The sequence below is a fragment of the Clostridium sp. TW13 genome (assembly GCF_024345225.1).
Lineage (GTDB): Bacteria > Bacillota > Clostridia > Clostridiales > Clostridiaceae > Inconstantimicrobium > Inconstantimicrobium mannanitabidum.
Genome location: NZ_BROD01000001.1, coordinates 1599288 through 1618264, shown reverse-complemented (window position 1 = coordinate 1618264; position 18977 = coordinate 1599288). Strand labels below are relative to the sequence as shown.

Below are 18977 nucleotides of genomic sequence, written 5' to 3'. Positions count from 1 at the left end.
CTATGCACATTATTGACCAAATATAGTTTCGTTTAATCATTTTAGGTACATAATAATAAAAAATAGTGTGTATAGGAGATAACATGAAAAAATACAATAAAGATATTGGAAACGAAGGAGAATTTCTTGCAAAAGAATTTCTTTGTAAGAAAGGATATAATATAAAAGAATCAAATTACAGATGCCCTTTAGGAGAAATTGATATAATTTTATCGAAAGACAATATTTTATGCTTTGTCGAGGTAAAATCCAGATACAACCTAAATTACGGTTACCCTATGGAAGCGGTGACACACAAAAAATTAAATAGAATTTATAAGATATGTAATTGGTACTTGCTTGAAAACAAAATTAATAATCTAAATATTAGATTTGATGTTGTGGAAATTATCTTTTCTATTAATGATAATTCATATAAGATTAATCATTTAGAAAATGTATATAGTATTTAATTCTATTGCAATTAGTTAATTTCTCTTTAACTACATAAAAAAATAAAAGAATTTATGATATCTTAAACTCATAAATTCTTTTATTAAACTTGTTTTTACAGTATATTCTTTAAAAATGACAGCCTATGAATTTCTGTAACACCTACATTTTTTATAGCGTTAACATGCTTACCTGTACCATAGCCAACATTATTTTCAAAATCATATTCAGGATATTTTTTAGCATATTCCTTCATTATATTATCTCTATAAACTTTAGCGATAATTGAAGCACAAGCTATGGAAGCACTTTTTGTATCTCCCTTTATTACAAACTTATTCAAAATGCTTATATTTCTAACTGGATACCCATCAGATAGAACCAGTTCTGGAGTAACTTTCGTTAGTCCATTTATAGCTTTAATAAAAATTTCATTATTACATACAGCTATACCTCGTTCATCTATCTCTCTATTGTCACAAAGAGAAAGAGAATAATCTACAGCCTTTTCTTTAATTATTTTAGCTAATTCTTCTCTTTTCATTTCAGATAATTTTTTTGAATCATTGATTTCAAGAATAATATCATTAAGAGAATTTAAATCCAAAACCACTGCTGCAGCTACAATAGGGCCAGCCAAAGGACCTCTGCCCACCTCATCTACTCCTGCAACATATGAAAAATCTCCGAAAGACTTATCAAATAGGTACATACTTGTAACCCTATCCTTCTCACTTAAAAACTTTTGTAATTGCCTATTCAATTTTTCTGATAAACTAATAACATTTTTTCTAGGATCACTTCCTAGAACTTCAACTAACTCTTGAAATAAAGGAACATTTTCATTTTCGATTTTAAAACCTGCTAGTTTATCTTTTAATGTAGCAAAATTGTATTTTTCCAAGTTAATTCTTAAATCTTTTATTAAATTATCCATAAGCTTCACCTCTATGGTCTCTCTAAGGTAATATTACCGATCTTTCCACCTCTGAATTCATCTAAAAGTATAGCTGATATTCTATTATAATCTATATTGCCTCCAGATATTATACAGCCACGCTTTCTAGCTATATTATCTAAATTAACCAAAGGATCTTCATCTAAGGAATCTAGCTTATATCTTGTAGCCAATGCATCAGGTTTTATATTCATAAGTCTTTCTACTAACTTAAATGCTAATTCCTCTGTGTCCATGATTTCGTCTTTTATAGCACCTGTAAAAGCTAAATTTAATGCCACATCTTCATCCTCAAACTTAGGCCATAGTATACCTGGTGTATCCATAAGTTCTATCCCTATAGAAGTTTTTATCCATTGTTTTGTTTTTGTTACCCCTGGTCTATCTCCAGTTTTAGCAATATTATTCTTTGCCATTTTGTTTATAAAAGTTGATTTACCAACATTAGGTATACCAACAACCATAACTCTAGTAACAATATTAACCAAGCCTTTTGCCTTTAATCTTTCGTGCTTTTCTTTTAATAAATCTAAAAGTATAGGCTTTATTTGTTTTATACCTTCACCTTTAAGACTATTGATTTCTATAACTCTAACATTTTCTTTAGTTAATGAATTCATCCACGCTCTAGTTATGTTCTTATCACTTAAATCAGATTTATTTAATAATATAATTCTAGGTTTGTTGCCACATAGAGAATCTATTTCAGGGTTAGCACTAGCTCTAGGTATTCTAGCATCTCTTATCTCTATTACAGCGTCTACAAGGGTTAAATTCTCCTTTATTGCTCTTTTAGTTTTCACCATATGTCCAGGAAACCAATTTATAGCCATAGAATCACTCCTTTATATATAATTATTTTCATAATTTTAATATCAATACTAAAAAACTCTATAAAATAAAAAACGGGGCTTAAAAAGCCCCTGAATTTTAAAACCTATCTTGTCATTAATTCTTTAACTTTAGCAGCTTTACCTACTCTGTCTCTTAAGTAGAATAACTTAGCTCTTCTAACTTTACCTTTTCTTACTACTTCTAATTTATCTATAAGTGGTGAGTTAACTGGTAATGTTCTTTCAACTCCTGTACCGTAAGCTAATCTTCTTACAGTAAATGTTTCTCTTATTCCACCGTTTTGTCTCTTAATAACAGTTCCTTCGAACATTTGAACTCTTTCTTTTTCACCTTCTTTTATTTTTAGATATACTTTAACAGTATCTCCAATAGCAAATTCAGGTAAATCTTTTCTTAATTGTTCTTGCTCAATAGCTCTTAATATTTCGTTCATGTGTATTCCCTCCTAATATATATTGTGCGCTCATAACATAAACATGAAAGCGGAACGCATGTAATAACACAAAGCATATTTTAACATAAAACTGTATTCTTTGCAATAAGTTTTTAAATTATTCCAACTTACTTTTTAAAATTATATAATATTTTTTTATCTTCCTTAGATAGTTCATATTTCTCAAACAAATCTGGTCTTTTTGCTTTAGTGATGAGAAGTGATTGTTTCTTTCTCCACAATCTTATTTTCTCATGATGCCCTGAAATTAAAACTTCAGGTACCTCATCACCTTCAAAAACGGGTGGTCTAGTATATTGAGGATATTCTAATAGTCCGTTATAGAATGATTCATCTTGAAAGCTCTCATCTTTTGCCAAAACACCAGGAATCAGCCTACATATACTATCTATAAAAGGTATAGCTGCCATTTCCCCTCCTGTAAGTACAAAGTCTCCCATAGAATATTCTAAATCTATATATTTATAAACTCTTTCATCTATCCCTTCGTAATGACCACAAAGAATAATAAGTTCCTCTTCTTTGCTCAATTCATTAGCTATTTCTTGATTGAAAGTTTTTCCTCTAGGTCCTAGAAAAATAACTTTTCCTTTGTTATCTTCCCTAGCCTTTTGTATAGAAGAAACTATAGGTTGAGGAGCCATTAACATTCCAGCTCCTCCTCCATAAGGGTAATCGTCTACTTTTTTATGTTTATTTAAAGTATAATCTCTTATATTTAATGTGTTTATATCTAAAATCTTATTTTCTTTAGCTCTTCCAATTATACTATGATCAAATATTGTGAACATCTCTGGAAATAATGTGAGAATATCAATCTTCATCTTGCCATTCTCCAGAAGGTTTAATAACTATTAACTCTGAATCTATGTTAATATCTAATACAATTTCTTTAAGTACAGGTACTAAAATTTCCTTGTTTCCTTTTACCCAATACACGTCATTACTACCTGTTTGAATAACATCATATACCTTTCCGTATTGGAAACCATCAGTATCTTCTACTTTACATCCAATTAAATCAGAAATAAAATAAGTATCTTCTGGTAATACAATTGCTTGATCACGTGGAATTGTTATATATTTATTTCTAATCTTGGCAGTGTCATCAATAGAATCAATCCCTCTAATCTTTAATATTACTCTATCCTTTTGATACTTACATCCATCAATTGCATAAGTTTCATCACCAATTAAAACTTCCTCAAGTTCATCAAATCTTCTCATATCTTCAGTTAATGGAATAACTTTTACTTCTCCCTTAACGCCATGAGTATTTACTACTTTACCTATATTTAAAAATTGCTTTTTCACATCAATCACCTCGAAATAAGTATGTACAAAAAGAGCTAGGAATAACCTAACTCTTTTTTAAATGATTTCTACTACAACTCTTTTGTTTTCCTTTAAGGCCGCAGCTTTGACAACTGTTCTAATAGCCTTAGCTATTCTCCCTTGTTTGCCTATCACCTTACCCATATCTTCAGGCGCAACTTTTAATTCAAGAATTAGAGATTGCTCTCCTTGAACTTCAGCCACGCTAACTGCAGATGGGTTATCAACTAGTGATTTAGCTATAATCTCAACTAATTCCTTCATAGCTCTCTGCACCTAGAAATACTAGAGCAGAAATCACCTCCCAAGTATTATTACTTGTTAATTCCTGCTTTAACGAATAATCTCTTAACAACATCTGTTGGTTGAGCTCCGTTATTTAACCATTTTTCAGCCTTTTCAGCATCTATTTTAACTTCAACTTCTGGCTTAGCTATTGGATTGTAATATCCTATTTCTTCGATGAATCTACCATCTCTTGGGCTTCTTGAATCAGCTACAACTACTCTGTAGAAAGGAGCTTTCTTTGCACCCATTCTTCTTAATCTTATCTTTACTGCCATTTATTTCACCTCCTTTAACAGAATAAAATATTCTATAAATAATTATCTATTTAAAAAATGGCATTTTTCCAAATAGACCTTTTTTAGCATTTTTCTGTAGACCTTTAATTTGTTTCATACTCTTTCTCATCATCTCGAAGCCTTTAATTAATTTATTGACTTCTTGAATAGAAGAACCTGATCCATTTGCAATCCTCTTTTTCCTTTGAGCAGAACTTGCAACTAGTGAAGGATTTCTTCTTTCCTTAAGTGTCATTGATTGAATTATGGCTTTAGTTTTATCAAGTTGCTTTTCACTAGCTTCTAAATCAAGTCCTTCAAGCTCCTTGCCACCTGCACCAGGCATCATCTCCATAACTTTTTTCAATGGCCCAAGCTTTTTCATTTGGTCCATAGCAGTTAAATAATCTTCAAAATTGAAATCATTATTCATCATCCTATCAGTTAACTGCTTTGCTTCTTTCTCATCTATGGACTGTTGTGCCTTTTCAATTAAAGAAAGCACATCACCCATTCCAAGAATTCTAGAAGCCATTCTATCAGGATGGAAAACTTCTAAATCATTCATCTTTTCACCCATACCAGCAAACTTTATAGGCTTGTTAGTAATGTGTCTAATTGATAAAGCTGCTCCACCTCTAGTATCACCATCTAGCTTTGTCAAAACAACTCCTGTAACATCAATTTCATTATTGAAAGTTTCAGCTACATTTACAGCATCTTGACCTGTCATAGAATCTACTACTAAAAGTATTTCTGAAGGCTTAACTTCTGCTTTAATATCCTTAAGCTCTCCCATTAAGTCATCATCAATATGAAGTCTACCAGCAGTATCTATAATTACAAAGTTATATCCTTGATCTTTTGCATGAGCTACACCAGCTTTTGCAATATCAACTGCTTTAACCTTATCTCCCATTGAGAATACTGGTATATCTATTTGACTTCCAACTACTTGCAACTGCTTAATAGCTGCAGGTCTATATATATCACAAGCTACCAAAAGAGGTTTCTTGTTTTTCTTTCTCATATTCAATGCTAATTTACCACACATTGTAGTTTTACCAGCACCTTGTAAACCAACCATCATAACAACGGTTATGCCTGTATCAGAAAAATTAAGTTTACTTTCTGAGGTTCCCATAAGTGTAGTCAACTCATCATTAACTATCTTAATAACCTGTTGACCTGGTGTTAAGCTTTCAAGAACATTAGCACCTAGACACTTGTCCTTTACGCTACTGATAAATTCTTTTACCACTTTGTAGTTAACATCAGCTTCAAGTAAGGCTAGCTTAACTTCTCTCATGGCTTCTTTTAAATCTTTTTCGGAAATTTTACCTTTACCTTTTAACTTTTTGAAAGTTTCTTGCAATTTTGATGATAAATTTTCAAAAGCCATGTTCGCCCTCCTATATATTAATGATTAATTCTAATTTCTTATCAATATATTCAAGTAAATCATTATCTATGCTTTCAACTTTAGATAATTCTTTCATTAAATTTTCTTTTTCTGTTTTTTTATTAAGATATTTTTCTTTAAGTTTCAATTTATCTTCATGATTTTTTAGTTGCTTATAGCATCTTTTTATAGAATCATGAATGGCCTGACGACTTGTTTCATTGATTTCAGCTATCTCCCCAAGAGATAAGTCTTCATTAAAATACATATTCATAATATCTATTTGTTTATCAGTTAATAGTGTTCCATAAAAATCAAGTAATATGGACACTTCAAATCTATCTTCCATATAAATCACCAACTCACAAAAATTATAATATCAAATTATAAATAAAGTGTCAAGTATTTTTACTTAACACTTTATTTTTTTTAGAATAAAGCTTCACTAAAGCTTTCAGCATCAAATTCTTGCAGATCCTCAACACCTTCTCCAACACCAATATATCTCACAGGTATATCTAAAGAGTTTTTAATAGCAATTACTACTCCACCCTTAGCAGTACCATCAAGTTTTGTTAAGATTATACCGTCTATAGGACAAGATTCCATAAATTGCTGAGCTTGTATAACAGCGTTTTGACCTGTAGTTGCATCTAATACCAATAAAGTTTCTTTTGTAGCGTCAGAATATTCTCTATCCAAAATTCTATTTATTTTTTCTAATTCATTCATTAGATTTTTTTTGTTATGAAGTCTACCTGCAGTATCACAAATAAGAAGATCAACATTTCTTGATTTAGCTGCTTGTATCGCATCAAATACTACTGCTGCAGGGTCCGAACCTTCTTGATGTTTAACTATATCCACATCAGCACGCTTGCTCCAAATTTCTAATTGATCAATAGCAGCAGCTCTAAAAGTATCCGCTGCTGCAAGAAGCACTTTCTTTCCTTCTGCCTTATTTTTAGCTGCAAGTTTTCCTATAGATGTAGTTTTACCAACTCCATTAACCCCTATAATAAGTAATACATGCTTATCTCCTTCAGGTTTTCTGTCATCACCTTGCAATAACATTTCTGTAATTACTCTTTTTAAACAAGGTCTTACCTCTGCTGGATCATTAATCTTTTCTTCTCGTATCTTTTCTTTAAGTCTCTTTATTATCTCAATTGTAGTATCCATTCCAATATCAGAAGTAATTAAAATTTCCTCTAATTCCTCATATAAGTCTTCATCAATGGTTACAGCTAAATTTAATACCTCATTAATTTTGTCTGTGAATGAGTCTCTTGTTTTGGTTAATCCTTGCTTAAGCTTATCAAATATTCCTCCGAACATATTCTTTCCTCCTATTTTGTAAGATCTACAGAAACTACTTTAGAAATACCTTTTTCTTGCATAGTTACACCATACATTACATCACTTGCCTCCATAGTTCCCTTTCTATGTGTTATAACAATAAACTGTATGTTGTTTGAAAACTTCTTCAAGAATTCAGCATATCTATCTACATTAGCATCATCCAGAGCAGCTTCTATTTCATCTAGAATACAGAAAGGTGTAGGTTTCATTTTTAGAATTGCAAAAACCAAAGCTATTGCAGATAACACCTTTTCTCCTCCAGACATAAGATTTATATTTTGTAGCTTTTTACCTGGTGGTTGAACATTTATTTCTATATTAGAAGTCAGTTCATCTCCCTCACCTAAAATAAGTTGTGCGCTTCCTCCCTTGAAAAGTTCCATAAATGTTTCATTGAAGTTTTTATTCAAAATCACAAAGTTTTCACTAAATAAGCTCCTCATTTTTTGAGTCATTTCTTCTATTACAGTTAAAAGTTCTTCTCTTGAATTTACTAAGTCATCTCTTTGTTCTGTCATAAATTTGTACTTCTCTGTAACTTCTTTATATTCCTCTATAGCCGCTACATTAACGTTACCAAGACTGCTTATATTTATTTTTAATTTTTGTATTTCTTTAGTAACTGAATTAATATCTTCTAATATTGCAACTTTATCTGAAATTTCAGCATAAGTCAATTCAAATTCTTCATTTAATTGTGATAGATAAGACTCATTTTCTTGCTCTTTTCTTGCTTTGGTTACTTCAATTTTATGAATGTTCTCCTCCATCTTACCAATCTGCAGGCTTAATGATTCAACTTTAGAATTTTCAATTTTATATTGTTCTTTTGTGGTTCTTCTCTCAATTTCACGTTGCTCAATCTTTTTATCAATTTCATAAATCAATATTGAAATACTTTCAATATTTTGTTTATTGCTTTCAATAGAAAGATTCCACTGTTCTTTATTAATCTTGCTTTCATCAATTTCTTTACTTATAGCACAAATTTTTTCATCACTTTGAGAAACCTCTCTTTGAATTCTTTCAATTTCATTTTTTTTGTTATTGACTAATTCTTCTAAGGTCGCTCTTTTAATTTTTTCTTCTGTAAACTGCTCTTTAAGCCTATTCACTTCTGTTTCCACAAGCTTAATTTGTTTCTCTGTAGCTTCTAATCTTTCTTGATTTAATTGTTCACCATTTCTAATCTCTTGGATTTTAGAATCCATACTAACTTTTTCAGAATTTATAGCTTCAATCTTCATCTTGTAATTGTTAACTTGAGTTTCATTAAGTTTTGCAGCATTAGTAAGTTTAGCTGACTCTTTATCTAAACTTGATATTTCACTATCCAATTTAGCTATGTCTATATTCATATTATGGATATCTTCTTTGCAATTTATAATATCTTCATCCATAACTTTAATTTTTTCTCTATTTTCTTTAATAGCTTTCTGTAAATTTTCTAATTTAGCCTTAAGCTGTGTTTCTTCTAATGCTAATTCATCAATTTCTCTTTTTCTACTAATAATGCTAGTACTTTTGTGATAAACGTATCCTCCTGTAAGAGCACCACCTGGATTCACTATTTCGCCATCTAAAGTAACTATTCTTACTGAATACTTTAATAGCTTGGCCAAATTTAAAGCATTATCCATATTATCGCAAACAATAGTTCTACCCAAGGTATGTTCCACTGCTAATCTATATTTTTCATCAAAATCAATAAGTTCACTAGCAATACCTAAGTATCCTTTAGAATTCAATGCTGATTTATCAAGTACTAACTTTTTGCCATTAACAGTATTTAACGGTAGAAAAGTTGCTCTTCCAAGTTTTCTATCTTTTAGTTCACCTATAAGCTTCTTAGCTATATTTTCATTATCAGTAATTACATTTGATATTGCATTTCCTAAGGCTATTTCTACAGCAGTTTCATATTCCTTCTTTACATTGATTATTTCTCCAAGAATAGCATAACTCATATTTGCAACTGCAATTTTTCCACTGTCTATTAGTTCAAATAATCTCTTAACAGATTTGTTATATCCCTCATATTGCTCTTCTAAGTTTGATAGGATATTCTTGTTAGCTTGAACTTTGTTAATCTTATCCTTTAAAGAAGCATATTCATTTTCTTTTCTTGTAGTATCACTAAATAAATTGGTCATATTCTTTTTCTTTGTTGAAATACTATCTGACTTTATTGTTATTTCATTTTTTAATGAGTCTATTTTCTCTTCCAATTTACATCTAGTAGAATAATTTATTTTAATCAAATCCTGAGAACTAACATAACTTGAATTTATTTGATTAATATTATCCTCTAAATTTTTTATCTGTTCTTCTACAAGCATATTTTTATTATTATGCTCTGAAATTAATCTAATATATTTTAATTTATTCTCATTACATTGAATTTCTGTATTTTTTAGATAATTGTATTCTCTAGAAACTTTACTTATGCTTTCTTCCATACAACTTAGATTCTTATCTAAATCAGATTTTTCTAGAACCTTCTTTTCCAATTCAATATTAAAATTTGCTTCTTGTCTAATAAGTTCTTGCTTTCTAAATTCTAATAATTCTCTTTCTTTTAGATTAGAACTTACTAAACTATCTATATTTTTAAGTCTTTCTATTAGAATATCTATCTCAGACTCAAGTTCTTGCTTTTTCTCTTTATTTTTATAGAATGTACCGCGTTCCTCAAGATCTAAACTTTCCATTTCCTCTAACTGTTTATCTAACTTTTCTAAGGACAATTTGGTTTCAATGTATTCATTTTTTAATTGTTCATGACTTCCGTACAATTGCTTTAATTCTTCTTCAATCTTGGTCATCTCATTTTGAAAAATAGCAATATTGTGAAATAACAAAGATAATTCTCTTTGTTTTAATTCACCAGAATATTCAATAAACTGTTGAGCCTTTATATTTTGTTCCCTTAAAGGCTCTAACCTTTCCTCATAGGTAGATATTATATCATCTATTCTTACTAAATTTTGATTAGTATTTGAAAGCTTTTTCTCCGCTTCTTCTTTTCTTGTCTTATATTTTACAATACCTGCTGCCTCTTCTAATAAAGATCTTCTTTCTTCTGGTCTTCCATTTAATATTGCATCAATCTTTCCTTGCCCAATTAATGAATAACCTTCTTTTCCTATACCTGTATCCATAAATAGATTAGTTATATCTTTTAATCTACATTGTCTATTATTAATTAAATATTCACTTTCACCAGATCTAAAAATTCTTCTGCTTACAGTAACCTCAGAGTATTCTATTGGCAAAGCACCGTCTGTATTATCTAAAGTCAAAGAAACCTGTGCTAATCCTACAGGTTTTCTAAATTGAGTTCCTGCAAAGATAACATCTTCCATCTTACCGCCTCTTAAGGTTTTTACACTTTGCTCTCCTAGAACCCACCTTACAGCATCTGAAACGTTACTTTTACCACTACCATTAGGTCCAACCACTGCTGTAATGCCTTGCTTAAAGTCTAATTCAGTTTTATCTAAAAATGATTTGAACCCTCGTATTTCTAATGATTTTAAGAACATGTATAACTCCCTACCTTGTAAATAAAATAGCTGGCACCAATGTGAATAAAAACATTAGTGAAATCAAAACAATTACAACCTTTATAAATATATCCTTATTTTTACGTTTCATAACTATCACTCCTATCATACATTAGTTTATATCATGATAAAAAAAATATCAACAATCTAAGTGTACATAAAAATTAAAAGGCGCAGTATTGGTTATTTACCAAAACCACGCCAAGATTAAACAATGCCTTTTTACCTATGAACTAATAGTTAAATTGATAAAAAATTATACTCTTCATCAACCTTTAACATAACATTATTAAATAAAATATTATTATCAAGCTCTATAGTAATCTTTTTAGGAAATACTTTATCTTTTAACTCATTAAAATATTTCTTTTTGTTTGAATATAATTTAGAAATTGTTCTATTACTTAATGTAATTTCAACATCTCCATCAAATTTTGAAACAGCCTCATAAATCTTATCATTTAATATTGAAGATTCTACTAACTCTCTAAATGAAGGGTGGAAAGGACCTGCTACCACATCTCCATTAACATTTATATTATCTGTAGGTTGAAGACCTATTCTAATTATATTTACTCTTGCATCTTTATACATAGTATAGAGAACTTTAGATATTTCTATAGCTTCATCTAAGGAATATGGTTTATAATCTCCTCTTAAAAACATCTTTTCCATAGGAGTATCCTTAATAACTAAAGAAGGATATATTCTACATATGTTAGGTTTCATTTCAATAGACATCTTAGTTGTCTCTATGTCTTTTTCAAATGTATCCCCCGGTAAGCCCAACATAATTTGATGCCCTAATGTAAAACCATATTCTCTTATTAATCTTGATGCTCGTATTACATCTTCTACACTGTGCCCTCTACCTGACCTTCTAAGTACTTCATCGTCAAGAGATTGAACTCCTAATTCTATAATGTCTACACCATAAAATTTTAAATGAGATAAAATTTCATCATCTATATAATCTGGTCTTGTGGATAATCTAATTTTATCAATATATCCATTTGTTTTATATTCTTTAGCTACTTCTAATAATTCTCTTTGCTTACTAAGTGGAATAGCGGTAAATGTTCCACCAAAAAATGATATTTCTACAGTAGCTGAATCTTTATTTATAGTCTTCTTATATTCTTCAACTGTATTTCTTACAAAACTTGCATCAACTTTATCTGATTCGCTAGCAGTAATTTTGTTTTGATTACAAAACACACAATCATGAGGGCATCCCTCATGAGGAACAAATATAGGAATTATATAATAATTTCTACTCATGATATTTCCCTAAGTGGATTAGCGCAAGTTTAGCAGCATTTTGCTCCGCACCTTTTTTGCTATATCCTTCTCCTTCTCCCATACTTTCATTGTTAACTTTAACTTCTGTATAAAACTTTCTTCTATGTGGAGGCCCTTCAAACTTAACTAACTCATATTCTATGCTAACTTCACCTTTTTCCTGAAGAACTTCTTGCAGTCTAGTTTTAAAATCAAGAACAATTTCGTTATTTAAAGTTCTTGTTATTATACTTTTAAAATTATTTAAAATAAATTTATCTGCAACTTCCATTCCTTGATCTAAATATATTGCAGCTATTAAAGCTTCAACACAATCCGCTTGAATTGAAGTTCTTTCTCTTCCACCAGTCATTTCTTCGCCTTTACTAAGTCTTATAAACGAACCAAGACCTAATACTTTTGATACTTCCAAAAGAGAGTTTTCACATACAATTAAAGCTCTTTTTCTTGTAAGCTCCCCTTCACTCTTATCAGTATGTTCACTATACAAAAATTTGGTTACACATAATTGAAGTACAGCATCACCTAAGAATTCTAATCTTTCATTATATTCTACACCAACATATTGTTTTGCAAAGGAACTATGAGTTAACGCAGCTTCTAAAATATCTTTGTTATTAAACTCAAACCCAAGTCTTTCTTCTACCTTTTTTATTTCTACTTTATTCAAAACCTCAACTCCTCAAGGTTTATTCTTCAGCTTACTTTTCAATAAACTCAAGAATAAATCTAACTAAAATAAAATCCCGCCCTAAGCGGGATATTTTTATTCGCCTTTGTGTCCTTTAATGTAATTAACAACATCTCCAACAGTTACAAAGTTTTCTGCATCTTCATCTGCAATTTCCATATCTAATTCATCTTCTAAAGCCATGATAAGTTCAACGATGTCTAATGAATCTGCTCCTAAATCATCTATGAATGAAGTCTGCATTGTTATATCATCTTCACTTACGCTTAACTTTTCAGCTATAATTGCTTTAACTTGTTCAAACATTTCAATTCACCTCCTATAGTCAGCTTACTTAGATAATAGTATATATAAATAAACTAGTCAATATTAGTTGGCATATTAAATAAAAAAAATTTAATAAATTATCCTTGAAATTCTTCTATTTCTTTTTTTATCTTCTCTATCGTGTCATTTTGTTTAATGATGTATGTTTGTCTTATAGCACTTTTAAAAGCCTTTGCATCAGAGCTACCATGAGCCTTAACACAAATTCCATCTACGCCTAAAAATGGTGCTCCACCATATTCTTTATAATTAAACTTCTTCTTTATGTTTCCAAAAGATGGTTTAAGAAGCAAACCTCCCAAAAGACCACGCTTAGTTGATTTTATTTCATTGCCTATAACACTGAATAAAGTTGAAGCTACCCCTTCATACATCTTAAGTACTGTATTGCCTACAAATCCATCACAAACAAGCACTGGCACATCACCTAAAGTTACATCTCTCGGTTCTACATTCCCTGAAAAATTGGGTTCTGATTCCTTTAAAAGCTTATATGCTGCCTTTGTTAATTCATCACCTTTTTCTTCTTCTGCTCCAATATTAATTAGTCCAACCTTTGGATTTGGTTGCTTTAATATAGTTTCACAATAAACTTTTCCCATCTTCCCAAATTGAACTAAATACTCAGGTTTACAGTCTACATTGGCACCAGAATCAATTACCATAAAAGGTCCATTCTTACCTGGCATTATAGGACCTAGCGCTGGTCTATCTATGCCTTTTATTCTCCCTACAATAAGGGTGCAGCCTGCTAAAAAAGCACCTGTACTTCCAGCGGATATGATAGCATCACACTCTTTGTTTTTTACCAAATTAAGTGCAACAGCTAATGAAGAATCTTTTTTTCTTCTTAACGCCATAACAGGATGCTCATTAGTTCCTATAACTTCAGTTGTATTTATTACCTTAATCCTATCCTTGTCATAATCATATTTCGACAATTCTTCTGTGATTTTATCTTCAGCTCCAGTTATATATAGAATTATATCTTTAAATTCCTTTAAAGCTTCCACTGCACCAGATATAACCGCTTGTGGTGCGTTATCTCCACCCATTCCATCAAGTACTATCTTCATAAATTACAGCTCCTTTTTTTGAATATAAAAGAAAAGAAAGTCTTAAGACTTTCTTTATTCTGCTGAAGCAACTACTTCCTTACCGTTGTAGTATCCACAGTTCTTACATACTCTATGTGCAAGCTTTAATTCATGGCATTGTGGACATTCAACAATACCTGGTAAGCTAGCTTTAAAAGTTTGTGCTCTTCTTGAATCTCTACTAGCTCTATATTTCTTTCTAGCTGGATTTCCCATCGTTACACCTCCTTATTTCCAAACAAATCTTTAAGTGCTGCAAATCTGATGTCAACATCTTCATTGTCACAGTTACAAACAGATTTATTTAGATTTATTCCACAGTGTTGACAAAGTCCCTTACAATTTTCATTACAAAGTTTCTTTATCGGTAATGTTGATAATATATAATCAATTACCATTTCAGTGATATCTAATCTATCACCTTCAAGAAGAATCAAATCTTTCTCTTCATCTTCTTTACTTATATTATTTGTAAACTTTTCATGCATCTCTAAATTAATAGGATACTTGAAAGTTTCAAGGCATCTTGAACATGTTAACTTTAACTCTGAAGTAAGGTTAACATCTAATAAAATTATTTCATCTAAAAGTGATAATTTACCTTGTACTGTTATTGGACATAAGAACTCAATATGTTCTCCATCAAACTCAGTTTTTCCTGGTACATCAATTGAAAAATCTAAAGATTTATTCATTTCCATTTTAGATCTAATTTCTGCAAAATCTAATATCATAAATATCTAATTCAAGGCTAGGCTTGATTAGTTCACACTCCTTGAATAACATTATTTAGTTGCAACACAATTAATTATATAAAGTCGCATTTTAAAAGTCAAGGAAATTTTATTTGTTATTTATTATTTCCATAGTTTCTTTTGCAATCATCAACTCTTCGTTTGTTGGTATTGCAAATATCTTAACCTTAGAAGAATCCTTGCTAACTTCTGCAAGTTCTCCTCTTACCTTATCTTTTTCAAGATCAATTTCTATTCCTAAACACTCAAGACCTTCGCAGATACCTTCTCTAGTTTCATAGGCATTTTCTCCAATTCCTGCAGTAAATACTAGACAATCAGCACCACCCATAGCTACAAAATATGCACCTATATATTTTCTGATTGAATAATAATATACATTTAATGCAAGCTGAGCTCTATGATCTCCTTCAGAAGCAGCTGCTCTAACATCTCTAAAATCACTGCTAGTTCCACTTAATCCAAGAATTCCTGATTTTTTATTAAGTAAATCATTTACTTCCTTAGTTGAATAACCAAGCTCGTCAACTAAATAAGTTACAATTGCTGGATCAATATCTCCTGATCTTGTTCCCATAACAATACCTTGTAATGGAGTAAAGCCCATTGAAGTATCTATAGACTTTCCGTTCTTAATTGCTGTAACACTTCCACCATTTCCTAAGTGACAAGTGATTATATTTAAATCCTTTATATCTTTATGCATACACTCTGCTGCAATTTGTGAAACATATTTATGTGATGTACCGTGGAATCCATATCTTCTTATATGATGCTTTTCATATAATTCATATGGAAGTCCATATAAATATGCTTCTTCAGGCATAGTTTGATGGAAAGCTGTATCGAATACTGCAACCATAGGTGTATCCTTCATCATTTTCTTACATGCTTCAATACCAATAATGTTTGGTGGATTGTGAAGAGGTGCTAGCTTTATGCACTCATCTAAATACTTCATAACTTCATCATCCACTACTACAGATGATGAATATTTTTCTCCTCCATGAACAACTCTATGTCCTACAGCATTAATTTCGTCCATAGACTTAATAACACCATGAACATTATCAACCAATGCATCTAAAACTAATTTTATAGCATCATTGTGATCCTTCATTGGAGTTTCTATTATATATTTATCTCTACCTTCTACCTTTTGAGTTAAAATAGAGCCTTGTATTCCTATTCTTTCTACTAAACCTACTGCTAACGGTTTTTCAGTAAGCATGTTAATTAATTGATATTTTAAAGATGAACTACCACAATTTACAACTAATATATTCATATACTCTACCCCCTATGCATTTTCTTTTTTGATTATAGCTTGAACTGAAGTTAAAGCTACTACATTAACTATATCTTCTTCACTGCATCCTCTTGATAAGTCATTGATTGGTTTCGCAAAACCTTGACATATAGGTCCAATTGCTTCTGCCTTTGCAAATCTTTGAACTAATTTATAGCCTATATTTCCTGATTGAAGATCTGGGAATATAAGTACATTAGCCTTACCTGCAACATTGCTATCAGGTGCTTTTAAATCTGCAACCTTCTTAACAATAGCTGCATCTAATTGTAATTCTCCATCTATAGCTAAATCAGGTCTCATTTGTTTTGCTAATTCAGTACCTGTTCTAACTTTAGTAACAAGTTCACTTTCTGCACTTCCCATTGTTGAGAATGAAAGCATAGCAACTTTAGGATCTATCTTGCACAATAGTTTAGCAGTATCTGCTGTAGCAATAGCTATAGACGCTAATTGCTCTGCTGTAGGATTTGGATTAACAGCACAATCTGAGAATAAAAGCATTCCTTCTTCTCCGTAAGTAGAACCTGGAACCATCATTATAAAGAAACTAGATACTACTGAAACTCCTGGCGCAGTCTTTATTATTTGAAGACCTGGTCTTAATAAATCTCCTGTTGTATGTATTGCACCTGAAACCATACCCTCTGCATCGTCTAATTTAACCATCATCGTTCCAAAATAAAGTGGATCTTTTACAATTATTTCAGCCTTTTCTTTAGTCATACCCTTATTCTTTCTAAGTTCATAGAAAGCTGTTGTATATTTTTGAAGGTTTTCTGAAGTTTCAGGATCAATGATTTCAATTCCTGTTAAATCTGCATCAAGTTCTCTGGCTTTTGCAGCTATTCTTTCCTTATTTCCTATTAAAATAACAGTTGCAAGACCTTGCTCATATATTTTTTGAGCTGCAACAATAGTTCTCTCCTCTTCACCTTCTGGCAATACTATTCTTTGCTTATTGGCCTTTGCCATTTCATATATCTTTTCCATTAATCTCATATTTCAAATTCTCCTTCCAGTACATATCAAATATGCATTTACTATTATACTATACTCCTTTAAAGTGATTAATTTCAAGGCTTATACCCAAAAAAACTATTGTTCTTATTTTCACTTTTTTTATAATAATCTGAATTTTTATTCATCAGTACAAATTTCGTATATATTAATTACAAAAAGTACTATAATTATATATTTTTTTCTTTAATTCAGTTGTAAAATAATATATTGATTATAATTACATGAAATTTTTATAAAAAAAATGTTATAATCATAATATTCAAATTAATTATAGGCTTTAAATTTATATAAGCTAATTTTATTCTAAAGGAGAACACATGAATATAACAGGAATAATTACAGAATATAATCCATTTCATAATGGACATAAATTTCATATAGATGAAAGCAAAAAACTCACAAACTGTGATGGCATTATTTGTGTAATGAGTGGTAACTTTACGCAACGTGGATTGCCAGCCATATTAGATAAGTGGAATCGCACAAAAATGGCTTTGGAAAACGGAGTTGATTTAGTTATAGAACTACCTACTATTTTTGCTACCTCATCTGCAGAATTTTTTAGTTTCGGGGCTGTAAGTATACTTAACTCTACTAATGTAGTAAATAGTCTTTGTTTTGGAAGCGAAATTGGAGATTCAGAGATTTTAAAATCTATTGCAACAATTTTATTAAATAACATAGAAAATTTTAATCTTCAAGTAAAAAATGAAATGAAGAAAGGAATATCCTTTCCTAAGGCAAGAGAAATAGTAATAGGTAATATTATGAATGATGAAACCTTAAGCAATTTAATTAATTCTCCCAATAACATTTTAGGAATCGAATATTGTAAAAGCATATTAAAATTGAAAAGCAGCATAACACCTGTATCAATAAAACGGGTTGGTTCAAACTATAATGACACAGTTGCATTTACCAAGCTTGCTAGTGCTACTGCTGTACGTGAATTAATTCAAAATAACAATTTAGATGAGTGCAAAAGGTTAATGCCAGAAAGTTCTTTTGCTATATTGGAAAAATTAACAGATAATAAATATACTTTTCCTATTGAAGACCATATGTTTAATTTTATTAAATATAAACTAATTACAACTCCAGATTTATTATCAGCTATACCAGATGTTTCTGAAGGATTAGATAATAAAATACTTAAAGAATTAATAAATTGTAATAGTTATGAAGATTTATTGTTTAGAACAAAGAGCAAAAGATACACTCTTACAAGAATATCACGGATTCTATGTCATATTTTTTTAGGCTTTGAAAACTATCCTATTCATCAACTCAGAAAAACGGCGCCCAAATATCTAAGGGTACTAGGACTAAATAGAAGAGGAAGAGAAATCCTGAAAGAGATAAAGCTTAGAGGAGATATAGAAATTATAACTAAACTGCCACGTGAAATAAATGACCCCATGCTTAAATTAGATATAGCTTCAACTAATTGTTACTCACTACTAAATAAACACATAAACTATAATGCAGATTATTTAACTAGCCCAATAATTAAATAATACTAATAATTTTATAATTAATCTAATAT

At 30.3% G+C, this 18977-nt stretch carries 21 protein-coding genes; 2 read left to right on the top strand and 19 right to left on the bottom strand.

Annotated features, from left to right (window positions below; genetic code table 11):
* The first annotated feature begins 83 nt into the window (after positions 1 to 83).
* Entirely contained in the window at positions 84 to 452 is a 369-nt protein-coding gene (locus tag OCU47_RS07895; RefSeq protein WP_261828055.1) for a YraN family protein, read from the top strand.
* Between the two features lie 95 nt (positions 453 to 547).
* On the opposite strand, the gene OCU47_RS07890 is transcribed toward OCU47_RS07895, so the two are convergent.
* From OCU47_RS07890 to pta, 19 genes are all read right to left on the bottom strand, one after another.
* Entirely contained in the window at positions 548 to 1369 is an 822-nt protein-coding gene (locus OCU47_RS07890; protein WP_261828054.1) for a ribonuclease HII, read from the bottom strand.
* 11 nt (positions 1370 to 1380) lie between these two features.
* The gene (gene ylqF / locus OCU47_RS07885) at positions 1381 to 2223 is read right to left on the bottom strand and encodes a ribosome biogenesis GTPase YlqF (protein WP_261828053.1); all 843 of its coding nucleotides are present in this window, start codon (positions 2221 to 2223) and stop codon (positions 1381 to 1383) included.
* A 104-nt stretch (positions 2224 to 2327) separates the two neighbouring features.
* On the bottom strand, positions 2328 to 2678 hold the full coding sequence (gene rplS / locus OCU47_RS07880) for a 50S ribosomal protein L19 (RefSeq protein WP_261828052.1): 351 nt from the start codon (positions 2676 to 2678) through the stop codon (positions 2328 to 2330).
* 128 nt (positions 2679 to 2806) lie between these two features.
* The gene (gene trmD / locus OCU47_RS07875) at positions 2807 to 3523 is read right to left on the bottom strand and encodes a tRNA (guanosine(37)-N1)-methyltransferase TrmD (protein WP_261828051.1); all 717 of its coding nucleotides are present in this window, start codon (positions 3521 to 3523) and stop codon (positions 2807 to 2809) included.
* Positions 3513 to 4013, bottom strand: coding sequence for a ribosome maturation factor RimM (rimM, locus tag OCU47_RS07870; protein WP_261828050.1), 501 nt, complete (start codon positions 4011 to 4013; stop codon positions 3513 to 3515). Before rimM ends, trmD begins: the two co-directional genes overlap by 11 nt.
* Before the next feature lie 57 nt (positions 4014 to 4070).
* A complete protein-coding gene (locus tag OCU47_RS07865; protein WP_261828049.1) occupies positions 4071 to 4298 on the bottom strand; it encodes a KH domain-containing protein in 228 nt (75 codons plus the stop codon).
* A 50-nt stretch (positions 4299 to 4348) separates the two neighbouring features.
* Positions 4349 to 4597, bottom strand: coding sequence for a 30S ribosomal protein S16 (rpsP, locus tag OCU47_RS07860; RefSeq protein WP_261828048.1), 249 nt, complete (start codon positions 4595 to 4597; stop codon positions 4349 to 4351).
* A gap of 46 nt (positions 4598 to 4643) precedes the next feature.
* Positions 4644 to 5999 (bottom strand): signal recognition particle protein, encoded by a 1356-nt coding sequence (ffh, locus tag OCU47_RS07855; RefSeq protein ID WP_261828047.1) that lies wholly within the window; start codon positions 5997 to 5999, stop codon positions 4644 to 4646.
* A gap of 10 nt (positions 6000 to 6009) precedes the next feature.
* A complete protein-coding gene (locus OCU47_RS07850) occupies positions 6010 to 6348 on the bottom strand; it encodes a putative DNA-binding protein (protein ID WP_261828046.1) in 339 nt (112 codons plus the stop codon).
* Between the two features lie 80 nt (positions 6349 to 6428).
* A complete protein-coding gene (gene ftsY / locus OCU47_RS07845; RefSeq protein WP_261828045.1) occupies positions 6429 to 7337 on the bottom strand; it encodes a signal recognition particle-docking protein FtsY in 909 nt (302 codons plus the stop codon).
* A gap of 11 nt (positions 7338 to 7348) precedes the next feature.
* On the bottom strand, positions 7349 to 10906 hold the full coding sequence (smc, locus tag OCU47_RS07840) for a chromosome segregation protein SMC (RefSeq protein WP_261828044.1): 3558 nt from the start codon (positions 10904 to 10906) through the stop codon (positions 7349 to 7351).
* Positions 10907 to 11167: 261 nt separating this feature from the next.
* Positions 11168 to 12208: an elongator complex protein 3 gene (locus OCU47_RS07835; protein ID WP_261828043.1), complete on the bottom strand. Its 1041-nt coding sequence runs from the start codon at positions 12206 to 12208 to the stop codon at positions 11168 to 11170.
* The gene (gene rnc / locus OCU47_RS07830) at positions 12201 to 12899 is read right to left on the bottom strand and encodes a ribonuclease III (protein WP_261828042.1); all 699 of its coding nucleotides are present in this window, start codon (positions 12897 to 12899) and stop codon (positions 12201 to 12203) included. Before rnc ends, OCU47_RS07835 begins: the two co-directional genes overlap by 8 nt.
* 96 nt (positions 12900 to 12995) lie before the next feature.
* Positions 12996 to 13226 carry an acyl carrier protein gene (gene acpP / locus OCU47_RS07825; protein WP_261828041.1) on the bottom strand — a complete coding sequence of 77 codons (231 nt, stop codon included), beginning with the start codon at positions 13224 to 13226 and terminating at the stop codon, positions 12996 to 12998.
* Between the two features lie 98 nt (positions 13227 to 13324).
* Positions 13325 to 14323, bottom strand: a complete 999-nt coding sequence (gene plsX / locus OCU47_RS07820) for a phosphate acyltransferase PlsX (RefSeq protein ID WP_261828040.1) — start codon at positions 14321 to 14323, stop codon at positions 13325 to 13327.
* Between the two features lie 54 nt (positions 14324 to 14377).
* Entirely contained in the window at positions 14378 to 14560 is a 183-nt protein-coding gene (rpmF, locus tag OCU47_RS07815; RefSeq protein ID WP_261828039.1) for a 50S ribosomal protein L32, read from the bottom strand.
* 2 nt (positions 14561 to 14562) lie between these two features.
* A complete protein-coding gene (locus OCU47_RS07810; RefSeq protein WP_261828038.1) occupies positions 14563 to 15078 on the bottom strand; it encodes a YceD family protein in 516 nt (171 codons plus the stop codon).
* A 109-nt stretch (positions 15079 to 15187) separates the two neighbouring features.
* The gene (locus OCU47_RS07805) at positions 15188 to 16387 is read right to left on the bottom strand and encodes an acetate/propionate family kinase (RefSeq protein WP_261828037.1); all 1200 of its coding nucleotides are present in this window, start codon (positions 16385 to 16387) and stop codon (positions 15188 to 15190) included.
* Between the two features lie 12 nt (positions 16388 to 16399).
* On the bottom strand, positions 16400 to 17410 hold the full coding sequence (gene pta, locus OCU47_RS07800; RefSeq protein ID WP_261828036.1) for a phosphate acetyltransferase: 1011 nt from the start codon (positions 17408 to 17410) through the stop codon (positions 16400 to 16402).
* 338 nt (positions 17411 to 17748) lie between these two features.
* On the opposite strand from pta, the gene OCU47_RS07795 reads away from it, so the two are divergent.
* The gene (locus OCU47_RS07795; protein ID WP_261828035.1) at positions 17749 to 18948 is read left to right on the top strand and encodes a nucleotidyltransferase; all 1200 of its coding nucleotides are present in this window, start codon (positions 17749 to 17751) and stop codon (positions 18946 to 18948) included.
* Positions 18949 to 18977: the final 29 nt, after the last annotated feature.

Bases quoted from the DNA above. Each gene is read 5' to 3' on its own strand.
- OCU47_RS07895 (WP_261828055.1), top strand. From the start codon at position 84: ATGAAAAAATACAATAAAGATATTGGAAACGAAGGAGAATTTCTTGCA.
- OCU47_RS07890 (WP_261828054.1), bottom strand. From the start codon at position 1,369: ATGGATAATTTAATAAAAGATTTAAGAATTAACTTGGAAAAATACAAT.
- ylqF (WP_261828053.1), bottom strand. From the start codon at position 2,223: ATGGCTATAAATTGGTTTCCTGGACATATGGTGAAAACTAAAAGAGCA.
- rplS (WP_261828052.1), bottom strand. From the start codon at position 2,678: ATGAACGAAATATTAAGAGCTATTGAGCAAGAACAATTAAGAAAAGAT.
- trmD (WP_261828051.1), bottom strand. From the start codon at position 3,523: ATGAAGATTGATATTCTCACATTATTTCCAGAGATGTTCACAATATTT.
- OCU47_RS07865 (WP_261828049.1), bottom strand. From the start codon at position 4,298: ATGAAGGAATTAGTTGAGATTATAGCTAAATCACTAGTTGATAACCCA.
- rpsP (WP_261828048.1), bottom strand. From the start codon at position 4,597: ATGGCAGTAAAGATAAGATTAAGAAGAATGGGTGCAAAGAAAGCTCCT.
- ffh (WP_261828047.1), bottom strand. From the start codon at position 5,999: ATGGCTTTTGAAAATTTATCATCAAAATTGCAAGAAACTTTCAAAAAG.
- OCU47_RS07850 (WP_261828046.1), bottom strand. From the start codon at position 6,348: ATGGAAGATAGATTTGAAGTGTCCATATTACTTGATTTTTATGGAACA.
- ftsY (WP_261828045.1), bottom strand. From the start codon at position 7,337: ATGTTCGGAGGAATATTTGATAAGCTTAAGCAAGGATTAACCAAAACA.
- smc (WP_261828044.1), bottom strand. From the start codon at position 10,906: ATGTTCTTAAAATCATTAGAAATACGAGGGTTCAAATCATTTTTAGAT.
- OCU47_RS07835 (WP_261828043.1), bottom strand. From the start codon at position 12,208: ATGAGTAGAAATTATTATATAATTCCTATATTTGTTCCTCATGAGGGA.
- acpP (WP_261828041.1), bottom strand. From the start codon at position 13,226: ATGTTTGAACAAGTTAAAGCAATTATAGCTGAAAAGTTAAGCGTAAGT.
- plsX (WP_261828040.1), bottom strand. From the start codon at position 14,323: ATGAAGATAGTACTTGATGGAATGGGTGGAGATAACGCACCACAAGCG.
- rpmF (WP_261828039.1), bottom strand. From the start codon at position 14,560: ATGGGAAATCCAGCTAGAAAGAAATATAGAGCTAGTAGAGATTCAAGA.
- OCU47_RS07810 (WP_261828038.1), bottom strand. From the start codon at position 15,078: ATGATATTAGATTTTGCAGAAATTAGATCTAAAATGGAAATGAATAAA.
- OCU47_RS07805 (WP_261828037.1), bottom strand. From the start codon at position 16,387: ATGAATATATTAGTTGTAAATTGTGGTAGTTCATCTTTAAAATATCAA.
- pta (WP_261828036.1), bottom strand. From the start codon at position 17,410: ATGAGATTAATGGAAAAGATATATGAAATGGCAAAGGCCAATAAGCAA.
- OCU47_RS07795 (WP_261828035.1), top strand. From the start codon at position 17,749: ATGAATATAACAGGAATAATTACAGAATATAATCCATTTCATAATGGA.